The following is a 14230-nucleotide window of genomic DNA, read 5'->3' as shown; positions in this document are numbered from 1 at the left end:
ACCGTCTCAGCGAGCGGGCGGGACCGAGACCGCCATGGTGAACTCGGCCGGTTGCGTACCGTCGTTGCGGTAGCCGTGCGACAGATGCGCCTCGAACGTCGCGGAGGTACCAGCCGGCACCGCATGGGGCTCGCCGTCGACGACCAGGGTCAGTTCGCCCGCGGTGACATGGAGGAGCTCGACGGTCCCTTCGGGATGCGGGTCGGAGGTACTGCCGTCGCCGGGCATCAGGCGCCAGGACCAGAGCTCCAGGGGGCCGGCGGCCTCCGTGCCGACCAGCAGGGTGGTCGAACTGCCCGCCTCCGTCGACCACATGCGTACGGCCTGCTCGGCGGGGATGAGCCGGACCTGCGGGCCCTGCTCGTAGTCGAGCAGCGTGGTAATGCTGACGCCGAGTGCGTCGGCGAGCTTGACGGTGGTGCCGACGCTGGGATTGGTCCGCGCCTGTTCGATCTGGATGATCATGCCGCGACTGACCCCGGCACGTGCGGCCAGGGCGTCCAGGGTGAAACCGCGCTCACCCCGCCACCGCTTGAGATTGCGGGCCAGCGACTGGGTGAGCTGATCGAGGTCAGACACATTCCGTCCAATATTCTGGATGACAGAGTTCAAAATACTGCACTACGGTGTGGTGCACCCAACCGTTCACCGCACTGTACTGCGAGGCATGCAATGACAGCACTGTTCGCCCTGGCCACCAGCCTGCTGTGGGGGCTGGCCGACTTCGGCGGCGGGCTGCTCACCCGACGTACGCCCGCGCTCACCGTGGTGGTCGTCTCGCAGACCATCGCGGCCGTGGTGCTGGGCGCCGTCGTGATCGCGACCGGCGCCTGGAGCGAGGCCGGCGGTCAGCTGTGGTTCGCGGTCGCCGCGGGCGCCGTCGGCCCGGTGGCGATGCTGAGCTTCTACAAGGCTCTGGCCCTGGGCCCGATGGGCGTCGTCTCCCCGCTCGGCTCACTGGGGGTGGCGGTGCCGGTGAGTGTCGGACTGGTCGTCGGTGAGCGGCCGGGGCTGCTCCAGCTCGCCGGTGTCGGCGTCGCGGTGGTGGGAATCGTGCTGGCGGGCGGGCCGGAGCTGCGCGGGGCGCCTGTGCAGCGTCAGGCGGTCCTGCTGACGCTGCTGGCCGCGTTCGGATTCGGCGCGGTGATGGCGCTGATCTCCGAGGCGTCCACGACGGTCACCGGGCTGTTCCTGGCGCTGTTCGTCCAGCGCATCACCAATATCGCGGTCGGCGGCACGGCACTGTACGTATCGGTGCGCCGAGGCGGCCGTGCGCTGCCGGAGGACGGCGGCCGGGCGGTCGTCGTGGCCGCGCTGCCCGCGCTCGCCTTCGTCGGTCTCGCCGATGTCGCGGCCAACGGCACGTACTCGATCGCCGCCCAGCACGGCCCGGTCACCGTGGCCGCCGTACTGGCCTCGCTCTACCCGGTGGTCACGGCCCTGGCCGCACGCGGAGTGCTGGGCGAGCGGCTGCGGGGCATCCAGGCAGCGGGCGCAGGTCTGGCGCTGGTGGGGACGGTGCTGCTGGCATCCGGTTAGGAGACCTCGGGGGTCTCCGGTTCGAGTTCGGCGAGGAGCAGCAGCTGTTCGGGGGTGACGCCCTCCGGGATGGGGACCGGTGCGGGCGTGCGGAGCGGTGGCTGCCAGCCCTTGTCGGGGTCCCAGCTCCGTACGACACGGGCCGGCGCACCGGCCACCACCGCGTGGTCGGGGACCTCGCCCCGGACGACCGCTCCGGCGGCGACCACCACATTGCGGCCGAGCCTGGCGCCGGGGAGGATCACCGCGCCCGTGCCGATCCAGCAGCCGGGGCCGATCACGACCGGTTCCATGCGCGGCCACTGCCGGCCGACGGGCTCGTGCGGATCGTCGTAACTGTGGTTGGTCGAGGTGATGTAGACGTACGGGCCACAGTACGTGTCCGAGCCGATCGTCACCGTGGTGTCGGCGATGACATGGCTGCCCCGGCCCAGCACGACGCCGTTGCCCAGGGTCAGGACGGTCTCGGAGCCCAGGTCGAGATCGGGCATCAGACCGGCCGTGAGCGTGACCTGCTCGCCGATGATGCAGTGGTCTCCGAGCTCGATCCACCGCTCCCCGAACACCGTGCCCTGTGGGAAGGCCAGCCGGGTCCCCGGACCTATCCGGCCGAACCGCAGCCGCCCGGGGTGCTCCGCGGTGACCGCACCCGTCTCCTGCACCCAGGCCCAGACACGGTGGACTGCCCGGGACAGGACGCTGCGCCGCCGGGCGGCGAGCGAGGAGAACGTGTTTCTGTTCGTCGGCACCCGACACACCGTAATGGCCGGGGCAGGGGCCGGTCGGCGCCCCGGCCTGTGATGTTCACCCCAACCCCGGCAGCCGCGCGGGCGTCGCCTACCGTTCCTCCGGAGCAACCGCACCACACCGGAGCACGGAGGAGCAGGCCATGGCTGAACAGGCGTTGATCATGGGTATGGGCGGCCATGAGCCGGACATCGACGCGGACGCCTTCGTGGCGCCGACCGCCGTCGTGATCGGTGAGGTCACGATGGGGCCCGGTTCCAGCGTCTGGTACCACGCGGTGCTCCGTGCGGACTGCGGTCCCATAAGCCTGGGTCCGGACAGCAACATCCAGGACAACTGCAGCGTGCACACCGACCCGGGCTTCCCGCTCACCGTCGGTGCCCGGGTCTCGGTCGGCCACAACGCGGTCCTGCACGGCTGCACGATCGAGGACGACGTCCTGGTCGGCATGGGCGCCACCGTGCTCAACGGCGCGCACATCGGCACGGGTTCACTGGTCGCGGCGCAGGCCCTCGTACCGCAGGGCATGCGGGTACCGCCGAACTCGCTCGTCGCCGGCGTGCCCGCCAAGGTCAAGCGGGAGCTGACCGCGGAGGAGCGCGAGGGCGTCAGGTTCAACGCGGTCGGTTACGTCGAGCTGGCCAAGGCCCACCGCCAGGAGCACGAGGGCTGAGCGCCGGAACAACCCGGCCGCCGGTTCAGTCGGCGGCCGGCACCGTCACCGGCTCGGGCACGGCGTCGCCGTCGCTCTGTGCGGCGGCCTTCCTGGCCCGGTTCTTGAGCACGAGCATCGAGGTCAGCCCGATGAGTACGGCGAGGACCAGGCCCAGCCACGAGAAGCGCTTCAGCCACGCCTCGGCGACGATGCCGACGGAGTAGATGACGGCCGTCGTGCCGCCCGCCCAGAGGATGCCGCCGAGGACGTTGGCGATCAGGAACTTCCAGTACGGCATGTGCAGGACGCCCGCCAGCGGTCCGGCGAAGATGCGCAGCAGCGCCACGAAGCGGCCGAAGAAGACCGCCCACACGCCCCACTTCTCGAAGGACCGCTCCGCCATGGCGATCTGGGCCTCCCCGAAATGCTTGGGGAATCGGCCGCCGAGCCAGGCGAGCAGGGGCCGGCCGCCCCTGCGGCCGATGGCGTAACCGATCGAGTCGCCGATGATCGCGCCGGCCGAGGCACAGATGCCGAGCACCACCGGGTCGATGTCACCGTGCTGCGAGGCGAGGAGCGCCGAGCTGACGAGGATGATCTCGCCCGGCAGCGGAATGCCCAGGCTCTCGAGTCCGATGACGATCCCCACGAGGAGGTAGATGCTGACCGCGGGAACGGTCTCGAGCCACTCCTGAACGTGCAACGCCGATTCCTCCCGTACAGGTTCCGCAGCCGCGCCCCGCGCAGCCGCTCACCACCCACCGCGCACCTCGGTGGCGCACGGCGGGCAGCCTACCCGCCCCCGGCAGCGCACAGGGCCGCCGCGCCCCTCGTACGGGATACGCGACGGCCCTGCCCGGCCGAGCCGGAGGTCAGCTGTTGGGACGCAGCGTCCAGACGACGGTCATCTCGCCCGTCACCGCGCCGTCGGCACGCCGGATCTCGATGGCCACCGGGAATTCGGGCCGCTTGCCCTCGTCGAGTTCGGCGACGACATCGGCCACGGGCCGGCCGAGCGTCGCGGTCGCGGTGACCTCGCCCATCGCCAGCTTCTTGTAGCCGATCTCCGCCGACACGGCGAGCGGCACGGCACGCGACATCTGGTCGCCGAAGGCCGCGATGACGATGGCGCCGCTCGCGGACTCGGCGAGCGTGAACATCGCTCCGGCGTGCGGTCCGCCGACGTGGTTGTGGTACTCGGCCTGGTCGGGCAGCCGGACGACCGCGCGGTCCGCGGTCGTCTCCAGGAACTCCAGGTTGAGGGTCCTGGCCATCGGAACCGTCGCGACGAGCATCTCGCCGACTGTCATCTGTTCAGCGCTCATGCGCCGAAGGTTACTCACGAGTAGGGGCGTTTGGCCATCCCCGCACGGGGGCGGCCGTAGCAGCGGTGCCGCGACCCCTCTATGGTTACTGGCCATGTGGCCAGGACAGCAGCCGCCCGGGGGCGAGCAGAACCCGCAGGACCAGAATCAGAACCCGTACCAGCAGCCGGGGTACCAGCAGCCGAATCCCTATCAGCAGCCGGGATACCAGCAGCCCGGGTATCAGCAGCCGGGTCAGCCCACGCAGCAGCCGGGGTACCCGCAGCCCAATCCGTACCAGCAGCCGACCGTGCCGCAGTACGCCGTTCCGGGTCAGCCCGGCGGCCCGCAGGGCGACGACAAGAAGAAGACGACGATCGTCGCGATCGTTGCCGCCACCGCGGTCGTCGTGACGGCGGTCGTCACCGGTGTGATCGTTCTGGGCAAGGACGACGAGAAGGGCGGCAAGACCGTCGCCGACGGCAAGAAGCCGTCCGCGTCGGCGAAGCCGTCGGAGGCCACGTCGTCGGCTCCCGCCGAGAATCCGCGGGGCGGCGGGGACGCCAAACCGCTGATCCCGGGGTGGAAGGTCGTCACCAACCCCAAGTGGGGCACGCAGTTCGACGTCCCGGGTGACTGGGAGGTCGCGGGCACGGGTGTGTTCTCCGGTTTCGAGGACGCCAAGAACCCCGAGGGGCCGCCCGCGGTCGGCTTCTCCGCACCGGCCTACTACAAGAGCAAGTGGTGCATCGACGACGCCGACAAGGACGGCACCAAGGAGGACACCAGCCTCGCCGGTGTCGGTACCAAGGGCGCCCAGGGTGCGAAGAGCACCGACGAGGCCGCCAGGAACGAGGCGGGCAACTGGGTGTGGGCCCCCTACGCCCAGGAGGAGCCCAAGGGCACCGTCAAGGTCGGCAAGCCCAAGCCGTACACCACCAAGTCGGGTCTCTCCGGCAGCGTGGCGACGGCGACCGCGGCGGACGTCTCCAAGAAGAAGAAGTGCGACACCGACGGCAAGTCGATCGCCTTCAGCTTCACGAACGCCAAGAAGGAGTACTCGACCTGGGTCCTGTACGCCAACGCGGGCGTCGACGACGAGCTCCCGGACACCACGATCCAGCAGATCCTGAGCACGGTGCGGCTGGCGAAGTCCTCGTCCTGACCCACGCCCGGTATTCGAGTTGTCGGGAAGGGGTTCCAGTGGCGATAGTCCCCTGGTGACCCCCGCCTCCGAACCTCCCGCCCCTGCCGCCCGCCCTGTCGGTGCCGGCCGCAACTACGGTCTGCTGACGGCCGCCGCGATCATCACGAGCCTGGGTACCCATGGCGCGCTGATCGCGGCGGCGTTCGCGGTTCTGGAGTCGGGAGGCGACGGCGGCGACGTCGGACTGGTCGCCGCCGCCCGGACCGCGCCGCTGGTGCTCTTCCTGCTCATCGGCGGCGCGATAGCGGACCGGTTGCCGCGCCACCGGGTGATGGTGGCCGCGAACGCCCTGAACTGCGTGTCGCAGACCGTCTTCGCCTGGCTGGTCCTGACCGGTGACCCTCAGCTGTGGCAGATGATGCTGCTGACCGCTCTCTGCGGCACGGGGCAGGCGTTCTTCAACCCGGCGGCCGAGGGCATGCTGATGTCCAGCGTCGACGCCGAGCACGCCAGTCGCGCCTTCGCGCTCTTCCGGATGTCGATGCACGGTGCGGCCATCGGCGGCGCGGCACTGGGCGGGGCGATGATCGCGGCCATGGACCCGGGCTGGGTGCTCGCCGTCGACGCCGCCGCGTTCGCCGTCGCCGGGGTCCTGCGGGCGTTTCTCGATGTGAGTCACATTCCCGTGCGTGCTGCGGGCGGCGGGCTGCTGTCCGATCTGCGCGAGGGCTGGCAGGAGTTCATCGGCCGTCCCTGGCTGTGGTCGATCGTGGCGCAGTTCTCCGTGGTCGTGGCGGTCGTCGCCGCTGCCGAGTCGGTGTACGGGCCCCTGGTCGCCCGGGACGAACTCGGTGGCGCGCAGCCCTGGGGGCTGGCACTCGCCGCGTTCGGCGTCGGAACCTTGGCCGGGGCGGTGCTGATGATGCGCTGGAAACCGCGGCGGCTGCTGCTGGCCGGAACCCTCTGCGTGTTCCCGCTGGCCCTGCCGTCGGCGGCGCTTGCGGTGCCGCTGCCGGTGTCCGGACTGGCCGCGGTGATGTTCGTCAGCGGCGTCGCCATCGAGGTGTTCGGCGTTTCCTGGATGACGGCGATGCACCAGGAGATCCCGGAGGAGAAGCTGTCGCGGGTGTCGGCCTACGACTGGTTCGGCTCCGTCGCCATGGTGCCGCTGTCCACCGCGGTGGCCGGTCCGGTGGAAGGACTCGTCGGCCGCAGCCAGGCGCTGTGGGGGTGCGCGGCGCTGGTCGTGCTGGTGACGGCGCTCGTGCTGCTCGTGCCGGACGTACGCAATCTGACGCGTCGTACGGGCAGTCCTACGGGCAAGGAGATCGCCGGGGGCGCCGCGAAGCTCCCTGCCGCGCGGCCGCCCGCGGTGTCCTCAGCCGATGCTGAAGGCGCCGGCGGGGGGCTCGGGTGAGGCGACCGCCTCACTGTCCCGCACCGGCTTCGCGCCGCCGATGAGCCGCGTCAGCGCCGCCCCGTACTCGACCCGGGCCGGGAACGCGTCGCCCGCGCAGAGGCGGGTCAGCGGTCCGGTGTCGACGGTGCTGTGCGAGGCGACGAGCACCACGTTGCCGAAACGCCGGCCGCGCAGCACGGCGGGTTCGGCGATCAGGACGAGTTCCTCGAAGACCGCCGCGAAGGTGGCCAGTTGGGACCGGAGGAATCCGAAGGGCGCGCCGTCCGCCAGATTCGCGGCGTAGATCCCGTCCTCGCGCAGGACCCGTCCCGCGGCTCGCGCGTACTCGACGGACGTGAGGTGGGCGGGCACCCGGGAGCCGCCGAAGACATCGGCGATCAGGACGTCCGCCGACCCCGGTGGTGCCTGTTCGAGCCAGGCGCGGGCGTCCGTGCCGTGCACGCCGATCCCCGCTCCTGCGGGCAGCGGCAGATGCTCGGCGACCAGCGCCAGCAGCCCGCGGTCCGCCTCCACCACGTCCTGCCGCGAACCCGGCCGGGTGCCGGCGGCGTAGCGGGGCAGGGTCAGGGCCCCGCCGCCGAGGTGGATCACGTCGAGAGCGGCGCCGGGCGCGGCCGCGCAGTCCAGGACGTGGGCGAGGCGTCGTACGTACTCGAACTCCAGGTACGTCGGATCGTCCAGGTCCACGTACGACTGCGGGGCGCCGTCGACCGTGAGCAGCCAGGCCCGGTCGCGGTCCACATCGGGCAGCAGCCGGGCGGTGCCGTGGTCGACGTCGCGGATGACGGGTATCGGCTCGTTCACTCCCCCATTGTGAGGGTCGGACGGGAGACATCGGACCCGCCTCCCGGGCCCTGGGGCCGAGGAGGCGGGTCCGCCCGGTCAGAGCAGTCCGGTGACCGTGCCGGCGCCGACCGTCCGGCCGCCCTCGCGGATCGCGAAGCCGAGGCCGGGCTCCAGCGGGATGTCACGGCCGAGCTCGACGGTCATGGTGACCGTCTCACCGGGCCGCGCCACCGCCGCGTCCCCGAGGTCGACGTCTCCGACGACATCGGCGGTACGGATGTAGAACTGCGGCCGGTAGCCGGTGGTGACCGGGGTCGTGCGGCCCCCTTCCCGCCCCGACAGGACGTACACCTGGGCGGTGAAGCGACGGCTGGGACTGACGCTGCCCGGCGCCGCCACCACATGGCCGCGACGGACCCGGTCGCGCTCCACTCCGCGCAGCAGCAGCGCGACGTTGTCGCCGGCCTCGGCGGACTCCATCGGCTTGCCGAAGGTTTCCAGACCGGTGACGACCGTCTCGATGTCCGCGCCGAGCACCGCGACCCGGTCACCGACGCGGACCGTTCCGCGCTCGACGGCTCCGGTGACGACGGTGCCGCGGCCGGTGATGGTGAGCACGTTCTCCACCGGCAGCAGGAACGGCGCGTCGGTGTAGCGCACCGGCATCGGTACGTACGTGTCGACGGCGTCCAACAGGCCCTCGATCGACGCCGTCCAGCGTGGGTCGCCGTCCAGCGCGCCCAGCCCCGACACCCGGACGACGGGGACGGTGTCACCGCCGTAGCCGTGCGCGGACAGCAGGTCGCGGACCTCCAGCTCGACCAGGTCGGTGAGCTCGGGGTCGCCCGCGTCGGCCTTGTTGAGAGCGACGACGATGTGGTCGACGCCGACCTGGCGGGCGAGCAGGACGTGCTCGGCGGTCTGCGGCATGACGCCTTCCAGCGCGGAGACGACGAGGATCGCGCCGTCGAGCTGAGCGGCGCCGGTGACCATGTTTTTGATGTAGTCGGCGTGACCCGGCATGTCGACGTGGGCGTAGTGACGGGTGTCGGTCTCGTACTCGACGTGCGCGATGTTGATGGTGATGCCGCGCTGCGCCTCCTCGGGCGCCCGGTCGATCCGGTCGAACGCGACGTAGGAGGTGCTGCTGCCGGAGCGGTCGCTGAGGACCTTGGTGATGGCGGCGGTCAAGGTGGTCTTGCCGTGGTCGACGTGGCCCATGGTGCCGATGTTCAGGTGCGGCTTGGTGCGCACGTATGCCGTCTTGGGCATGGCTGATTCCTTGCAGTTCGAAGCTGAGCGAGAAGACCCCAGGGCCCTGCCGACCCTCCCCTTACGGGGTCCGCCGGACTGTCGGGGGAGGGTCAGCTTCGGGCGCCGCCGAAGGGCGCTGCCACGGCCGTCGCGGTGAGTACGGCAGCCTTCGGCGCGTCCGCGACTGCGGACTGCGCTGCGAGGAAGGCGTACCGGAACATGCCCTGATCATGGCGGGGCGGCGAAGTCCGCGTCGAATGGTTTTCGGCGGTGCGGATGCCTGCCCGAGGGGTTCGTTACCTGATGCCGGAGGACCGCCGGCGCCGCGTTCGCACATTACGGCGATCACACATGCGTTTCGGTTACTCTCCCCAAATGCTCGACCCCGTCCCCGCCGCCCGGCCCGCCGGCGGTCTCGCAGTGCGCTGTACGAGGGCGCTGCTCTCCCCGTGGTCCCGGTTCTCGCTGCTCGTGGCGGTGCTGCTGGCCGCTGCCTCGACGATGCTGCTGTTCGAACCGCAGCGGCTGCTCGCCTCCGGCTGGCCGCCCGAGCTCACGGGCAGCACCGCGGCGATGGTGTTCGGCCTCGCGTACGGCGTGTGCACCGTGGCGTTCGTACCGCGTCCCCTGCTCAACCTGGCAGCGGGCGCGCTGTTCGGTGCGCAGACAGGTCTGGCCGCCGCCCTGGCGGGCACCGTGCTCGGGGCGGGCGTCTCCTTCATGCTGGGCCGGGTGCTGGGGCAGGACGCGCTCCGTACGCTGCTGCGCGGCCGGTGGCTGAAGGCCGCGGACGGGCTGCTCAGCCGACACGGCTTCCGGTCCATGCTGGCGCTGCGGCTCTTCCCCGGGGTGCCGTTCGCCGCGGCCAACTACTGTGCGGCGACCTCGCGGATGGGATATCCGCCGTTCCTGCTGGCCACAGGGCTCGGCTCCATCCCGAACACGGCCGCGTACGTCATCGCGGGCAGCGAGGCGTCCTCCCCAACGTCCCCGGCGTTTCTGGCGGCGATGGGCTTCATCGTGCTGTCGGGCGCGGGCGCTGCCCTGGTCGCCTGGCGCAAGCGCCACCGGCTGGGCGCCCGGTGATCCGCTGAGCCCGGCGGGCGTCAGGGGGCAGGCGGAAGGGCGTTCACCGACAGGCGATACGCTGCCCGCGACCGACAAAGGATCTCCGGGGCTCAGGCGTCCCGTCCCTCCATGACCGCAATCCGCACGCTGCCGACGGCCTTCGCGTCCGTCGGCCGATGCATGATCACCTCCGGGATGGCCTTAGCCCCATGAGCTGGTTCGAATCATTCGTCCTGGGCCTCGTTCAGGGACTGACCGAGTTCCTGCCGATCTCCTCCAGCGCCCACCTGCGGCTCACCGCCGCTTTCGCGGGCTGGCACGACCCGGGTGCGGCGTTCACCGCCATCACCCAGATCGGCACGGAGACGGCGGTCCTCATCTACTTCCGCAAGGACATTGCCCGGATCGTCTCGGCCTGGTTCCGTTCGCTGACGAACGCCTCGATGCGCAGTGACCACGATGCCCAGATGGGCTGGCTGGTCATCGTGGGCTCGATCCCCATCGGTGTGCTGGGTGTGACGTTCAAGGACCAGATCGAGGGACCGTTCCGTGATCTGCGTCTGATCGCGACCACGCTCATCGTCATGGGCGTCGTCCTCGGAATCGCGGACCGTCTCGCCGCCCGTGACGAGGCCGGGGGCAAGCACCGCGCGGTCAAGGAGCGCAAGTCCCTCAAGGAACTGGGCATCAGGGACGGCCTGATCTTCGGCTTCTGCCAGGCACTGGCGCTGATTCCGGGTGTGTCACGTTCCGGGGCGACGATCAGCGGTGGTCTGCTGATGGGCTACACCCGTGAAGCGGCGGCCCGGTATTCGTTCCTCCTCGCGATTCCCGCGGTGCTGGCCTCGGGCGTCTTCGAGCTGAAGGACGCGAGCGAGGGCGGTCATGTGTCCTGGGGGCCGACGATCTTCGCGACGTTCGTCGCCTTCGGCGTGGGCTACGCCGTCATCTCGTGGTTCATGAAGTTCATTACTACCAAGAGCTTCATGCCGTTCGTCATCTATCGCGTGCTGCTGGGCATCCTCCTGTTCGTGCTGGTGTCGGCCGGTGTGCTCAGCCCGCACGCGGGTGAGTCGGCAGGCTAGTTAAGGGGCCCAGGGCGCTCTTGAGCGCCCATCCTGCTGCCCCTTAGCTGGAGATTTCTAGAGAGATTCAGAGACGGTTCGGGCCTTCTGGACATGATCATCTCCCAGTCGTCTCCCATTCGATCTCCCGCATGACTGAACCAGGGCAAGGTCACCACCTGGAGGGGTGGACCGCGACCTTGCCCTGGCCAGACTGTTCAACGAATGGCAACTGACACGTGACACGTGCATGACTGTCATTCGTTCGAGCGGGTTTGAACCAAGGTGATCGAAAGAAGTCTGGGACTGCCCACTCACCGCTCATTCCCGTGTCCCGACTGGTCGACGACTAGCGCCTGCAGCTGAGGTCATCGGCGCCGTAGCGCGCGGGCCAGAGGCGAGCCATGGCCCGAAGCCGGCGGGCGGGGCTTGCACTCCGGGTCACCCACCTTGTGCGCCCAGCCGTCCGGCCGGGCCCCGCTCATCGACCCGGAGCGGTCGAGCCTGACCGCGTCACCCGTGATTGCCCGGTCGCATCGCGCGCAGATCACTGCCTCACCGCCCCCGCCTCCCGCGCCGAGCAGGCCGCCACGTCCGAACAGGCCCGCGGGAACCATGAGTAGGCGGCGCCGCCGTCCGGCCTTGCCCGCTGCTCACCGAGGTCGATGTCCGCACCGACGCTGAGAGGGGTGCGGCACCAGACGCACACCCCGCCGCGCTGCTGCTGCTCGGTCAGGTCACTGACCGACGGTAAATCCCTCACTGTCACGGCGTCCCCGGCTCGTCGTTGATCAGGTACGTGACCAGCGTGACGGGCGGGGAAGGGCCTAACGCTCACGAATCTGTGAGCGTTGGCAGGTCAGGGAGTGAGCGTGGCTACAAGCCGATCCAAGCAGCCATGTGGCCGAGGCTGTCCGGGGTTCGGCGCGAGATGTGCACCAGGCCCTTGATGGTCTCGCGGGCCCCCGGGTGGTACCGGGTCTGTTCTGGTGCCGCGTGCCGGGCGTCGACGATGCTGCTCAGCGCCGCCTCGGCGCGGCCGGTCTCCATCTCAGAGCGCGCCTTGTCGATGAGGAAGTGCGCCCGCCTGGACGTGGCCAGGGCTGCCGGCAGGCTGATGCGCCGGGCCTGCGTGAGCGCTTCGTCGTACTGGCGCATCTCCACCGCGGCGGACATCTGGTGCAGCGCGACGTTCATTGGTCCGAAGCTGAGCCAGTGGACGTCGGAGGCGTCACCTATCTGCTGGGCACAGCGCCTCGCCTCGGCGATGTGGGTGTCGACGGCGGTCTGCTGGTCCGCTCGCGCCGCGATGACCGAGGCCCCAAGGTGCAGCTGGCCGGTGACAGCGACAGCCTCCCGGGTCTGCTCGACGGCCCCGACAATTCCGTGGCCGGCGGACACCAGGCGCTGCCCAATCGTGTACTCGCCCTCCCGGAAATAGACGAGCGCCCGCATGTACTGGCGGATCGCGGCGAGGCACGGATCCGACGCACAGTGGGCGGCCCAGTCCATGCGGTCCAAGGCGACGCTGGACAGGTCGTAGTAGCCGAGCTTCACCGAGATGTCGTGGGCGGTCCGATACGTCGACGCCAGGGCCTGCCACAGCTCTGTCGACTGGGCGCGCCATGCCGCGGTGGTGAGTTCCGCGATCGTCGAGGGCAGTCGTCGGGCAGCGTTCCGCAGGTGCGTGGCGCGGACCTGGGCGCACAACTCTTCGGCGCTCTCGATCAGCTGCTCGGCTGGCCTGTCAGGGATGGCGTCGTCGGCCCCCAAGTCGTACAGGTCGAGTGCTTCCCGGATGGGGCGCACAAGCTCGGCGAGGCGGTCCTGCTGCAGTTCGGTCACGTAGGGCTGTCCCGTCAGCGCGGTGACGTCGATCCGCAGGGCCTGGGCAACCGCCGCCAAGAAGTCCAGGTTGGCCGGCTTCGCGCCGCACTCGACCTGATTGAGGAGGCTGTACGAGTACGGAAGCAAGTCCGCCAGCTGCCGCTGTGTCAGCCTGGCGAGTTTCCGCTGCTCTTTGATCCGGGCACCTGTGTGGTCGTCGTCCAGTCTGGGCATAATGGGCTCCGTTCCTGACTCACCATCTGGAACGGTACCCGCGCGCCCGCGCGCTGGACCCAGCATCGCCCCCGATTCCTCATGGTTCGGGGGCGGTTGCATGTGGTCGGATGAGCCCATGACGACTCTCTATCTGTTCGGCTCTGCAGCCCCTCCGGTCCTTGAGGTCGCCGAGGTCATCAAGGCCGGGAAGGGCCGGGGGTGGGATGTGTGTCTGGGGTTGACGCCGACTGCGGCCCGGTGGCTAGCTGCAGATCTGCCCGCCCTGGAGGATCTGACCGGACACCCGGTGCGCTCCGAGTACAAGCTGCCTGGAGAGCCGGACGTGTGGCCGAAGGCGGACGTCATCCTGCTCGCGCCGGCCACGTTCAACACGATCAACGAGTGGTCCCTCGGCCTGACGGGCAAGTTCGTCGTCGGGGTGGTCGCGGAGGCGATCGGCAAGGAGATCCCGACTGTGGCAATGCCGTGTGTCAACAGCGCCTATGCCCAGCATCCCCAGTTCCATTGGTCGGTGGATGCGCTGCGGTCGATGGGTGTGACTGTGCTGTACGGAGAGGGTGGCTTCGTGCCGAACCAGCCCGGTGAGCTGCGGCCGGAGGGCTACCCGTGGCATCTGACCTTGGCCGCGGTCGACGCCATTGTCAGTCCCGCCTCGTAGTCTGTTCTCATGCCCCCAGCCTCTGCGCCTGCCACGTCTGTGCGCTCTCCCGCCGCGGTGAACGAGGACATTCGCGCGCTCTGGGAGCGATCGAGTGGCGTGCGCTCGCCGGAAGGCCGGCGAGAGTACGAGCGGCTCCTCGTCGAGTGGGCCGCGGCGGTGCGGGAGGCTGTCGCCGAGGAGGCGTGACCTGCGGCTGATTGTCAGTGCCGCCGCTTACGATCCGGCCGCGGCCATCGACATCCCCGAAGAACTGATCATGCTGGAACGTTCCGCCGCTGCGGAGCAGGAGAAGGCCCTCGCGCAGCCGTACAGCCAAGAAGGGTGGGCGGCCTGGCGAGAAGCCGCCGCCGAATTCCAGCAAGCCGTCACCGAGCACGCACGGGCTGCTGCGGTGAACCGGCACGAACTGGAGCAGGCGGTCAAGAAGGCCGTTCTGCATCCCGCACCGGACGGCGACTGACGCAGCTCCGCCTCGCCCGTTGGCGCTGTCCTCGGGGCGAGGCGGGAAGCAATCCCCTTGT

Annotated in this window: 17 protein-coding genes; 9 read left to right on the top strand and 8 right to left on the bottom strand. The window is 70.0% G+C overall.

All coding sequences use genetic code 11. The annotated features are described in order from the left end of the window. Positions 1-6 precede the first annotated feature (6 nt). On the bottom strand, positions 7-579 hold the full coding sequence (locus ACFT7S_RS11445; protein ID WP_382729859.1) for a helix-turn-helix domain-containing protein: 573 nt from the start codon (positions 577-579) through the stop codon (positions 7-9). A gap of 93 nt (positions 580-672) precedes the next feature. Between ACFT7S_RS11445 and ACFT7S_RS11440 the strand changes: the two genes are divergently transcribed. Next, positions 673-1539, top strand: coding sequence for an EamA family transporter (locus ACFT7S_RS11440; RefSeq protein WP_382729857.1), 867 nt, complete (start codon positions 673-675; stop codon positions 1537-1539). Here ACFT7S_RS11440 and ACFT7S_RS11435 read toward each other — a convergent pair. After that, positions 1536-2288 carry an acyltransferase gene (locus ACFT7S_RS11435; RefSeq protein WP_382729855.1) on the bottom strand — a complete coding sequence of 251 codons (753 nt, stop codon included), beginning with the start codon at positions 2286-2288 and terminating at the stop codon, positions 1536-1538. The genes ACFT7S_RS11440 and ACFT7S_RS11435 overlap by 4 nt on opposite strands. Before the next feature lie 140 nt (positions 2289-2428). Between ACFT7S_RS11435 and ACFT7S_RS11430 the strand changes: the two genes are divergently transcribed. Continuing rightward, positions 2429-2959 (top strand): gamma carbonic anhydrase family protein, encoded by a 531-nt coding sequence (locus ACFT7S_RS11430; RefSeq protein ID WP_382729853.1) that lies wholly within the window; start codon positions 2429-2431, stop codon positions 2957-2959. Positions 2960-2984: 25 nt separating this feature from the next. Here the strand turns inward: ACFT7S_RS11430 and ACFT7S_RS11425 are convergent, their stop codons facing one another. Continuing rightward, positions 2985-3644: a DedA family protein gene (locus ACFT7S_RS11425; protein WP_382729851.1), complete on the bottom strand. Its 660-nt coding sequence runs from the start codon at positions 3642-3644 to the stop codon at positions 2985-2987. A gap of 169 nt (positions 3645-3813) precedes the next feature. Next, positions 3814-4251 carry a DUF4442 domain-containing protein gene (locus ACFT7S_RS11420; protein ID WP_382730251.1) on the bottom strand — a complete coding sequence of 146 codons (438 nt, stop codon included), beginning with the start codon at positions 4249-4251 and terminating at the stop codon, positions 3814-3816. A gap of 109 nt (positions 4252-4360) precedes the next feature. Between ACFT7S_RS11420 and ACFT7S_RS11415 the strand changes: the two genes are divergently transcribed. Together ACFT7S_RS11415 and ACFT7S_RS11410 are read left to right on the top strand one after the other, a co-directional pair. Then, positions 4361-5410 (top strand): hypothetical protein, encoded by a 1050-nt coding sequence (locus ACFT7S_RS11415; protein WP_382729849.1) that lies wholly within the window; start codon positions 4361-4363, stop codon positions 5408-5410. Between the two features lie 55 nt (positions 5411-5465). Continuing rightward, positions 5466-6809 (top strand): MFS transporter, encoded by a 1344-nt coding sequence (locus ACFT7S_RS11410; protein ID WP_382729847.1) that lies wholly within the window; start codon positions 5466-5468, stop codon positions 6807-6809. On the opposite strand, the gene ACFT7S_RS11405 is transcribed toward ACFT7S_RS11410, so the two are convergent. Both ACFT7S_RS11405 and tuf read right to left on the bottom strand, forming a co-directional pair. Continuing rightward, on the bottom strand, positions 6771-7616 hold the full coding sequence (locus ACFT7S_RS11405; protein WP_382729845.1) for a spermidine synthase: 846 nt from the start codon (positions 7614-7616) through the stop codon (positions 6771-6773). The two genes, ACFT7S_RS11410 and ACFT7S_RS11405, sit on opposite strands and share 39 nt — an antisense overlap. A 78-nt stretch (positions 7617-7694) precedes the next feature. After that, positions 7695-8870 (bottom strand): elongation factor Tu, encoded by a 1176-nt coding sequence (tuf, locus tag ACFT7S_RS11400; RefSeq protein ID WP_382729843.1) that lies wholly within the window; start codon positions 8868-8870, stop codon positions 7695-7697. A 357-nt stretch (positions 8871-9227) separates the two neighbouring features. Here tuf and ACFT7S_RS11395 point away from each other — a divergent pair, with 357 nt between their 5' ends. Further along, entirely contained in the window at positions 9228-9938 is a 711-nt protein-coding gene (locus ACFT7S_RS11395) for a TVP38/TMEM64 family protein (protein WP_382729841.1), read from the top strand. A gap of 191 nt (positions 9939-10129) precedes the next feature. Next, positions 10130-11005, top strand: coding sequence for an undecaprenyl-diphosphate phosphatase (locus tag ACFT7S_RS11390; RefSeq protein WP_382729839.1), 876 nt, complete (start codon positions 10130-10132; stop codon positions 11003-11005). Positions 11006-11531: 526 nt separating this feature from the next. Here the strand turns inward: ACFT7S_RS11390 and ACFT7S_RS11385 are convergent. Together ACFT7S_RS11385 and ACFT7S_RS11380 are read right to left on the bottom strand one after the other, a co-directional pair. After that, complete coding sequence (locus ACFT7S_RS11385) at positions 11532-11747, bottom strand: hypothetical protein (protein ID WP_382729837.1); 216 nt, start codon at positions 11745-11747, stop codon at positions 11532-11534. 113 nt (positions 11748-11860) lie between these two features. Continuing rightward, a complete protein-coding gene (locus tag ACFT7S_RS11380; protein ID WP_382729835.1) occupies positions 11861-13045 on the bottom strand; it encodes a helix-turn-helix domain-containing protein in 1185 nt (394 codons plus the stop codon). Between the two features lie 118 nt (positions 13046-13163). On the opposite strand from ACFT7S_RS11380, the gene ACFT7S_RS11375 reads away from it, so the two are divergent. From ACFT7S_RS11375 to ACFT7S_RS11365, 3 genes are all read left to right on the top strand, one after another. Beyond that, positions 13164-13706: a flavoprotein gene (locus ACFT7S_RS11375; RefSeq protein WP_382729833.1), complete on the top strand. Its 543-nt coding sequence runs from the start codon at positions 13164-13166 to the stop codon at positions 13704-13706. A 9-nt stretch (positions 13707-13715) separates the two neighbouring features. After that, complete coding sequence (locus tag ACFT7S_RS11370) at positions 13716-13895, top strand: hypothetical protein (protein WP_382729831.1); 180 nt, start codon at positions 13716-13718, stop codon at positions 13893-13895. 70 nt (positions 13896-13965) lie between these two features. Next, positions 13966-14169, top strand: coding sequence for a hypothetical protein (locus ACFT7S_RS11365; RefSeq protein ID WP_382729829.1), 204 nt, complete (start codon positions 13966-13968; stop codon positions 14167-14169). The last annotated feature ends 61 nt before the right edge of the window (positions 14170-14230 follow it).

The sequence above is a fragment of the Streptomyces sp. NPDC057136 genome (assembly GCF_042670885.1).
Lineage (GTDB): Bacteria > Actinomycetota > Actinomycetes > Streptomycetales > Streptomycetaceae > Streptomyces.
The sequence above is the reverse complement of the archived record's forward strand: the minus strand, read 5'-3'. Positions and strand labels throughout refer to the sequence as shown.

Coding starts and splice junctions, on each gene's coding strand:
- ACFT7S_RS11440 (WP_382729857.1), top strand. CDS start 673: ATGACAGCACTGTTCGCCCTGGCCACCAGCCTGCTGTGGGGGCTGGCC.
- ACFT7S_RS11430 (WP_382729853.1), top strand. CDS start 2,429: ATGGCTGAACAGGCGTTGATCATGGGTATGGGCGGCCATGAGCCGGAC.
- ACFT7S_RS11420 (WP_382730251.1), bottom strand. CDS start 4,251: ATGACAGTCGGCGAGATGCTCGTCGCGACGGTTCCGATGGCCAGGACC.
- ACFT7S_RS11415 (WP_382729849.1), top strand. CDS start 4,361: ATGTGGCCAGGACAGCAGCCGCCCGGGGGCGAGCAGAACCCGCAGGAC.
- tuf (WP_382729843.1), bottom strand. CDS start 8,870: ATGCCCAAGACGGCATACGTGCGCACCAAGCCGCACCTGAACATCGGC.
- ACFT7S_RS11395 (WP_382729841.1), top strand. CDS start 9,228: ATGCTCGACCCCGTCCCCGCCGCCCGGCCCGCCGGCGGTCTCGCAGTG.
- ACFT7S_RS11390 (WP_382729839.1), top strand. CDS start 10,130: ATGAGCTGGTTCGAATCATTCGTCCTGGGCCTCGTTCAGGGACTGACC.
- ACFT7S_RS11380 (WP_382729835.1), bottom strand. CDS start 13,045: ATGCCCAGACTGGACGACGACCACACAGGTGCCCGGATCAAAGAGCAG.
- ACFT7S_RS11375 (WP_382729833.1), top strand. CDS start 13,164: ATGACGACTCTCTATCTGTTCGGCTCTGCAGCCCCTCCGGTCCTTGAG.
- ACFT7S_RS11370 (WP_382729831.1), top strand. CDS start 13,716: ATGCCCCCAGCCTCTGCGCCTGCCACGTCTGTGCGCTCTCCCGCCGCG.
- ACFT7S_RS11365 (WP_382729829.1), top strand. CDS start 13,966: ATGCTGGAACGTTCCGCCGCTGCGGAGCAGGAGAAGGCCCTCGCGCAG.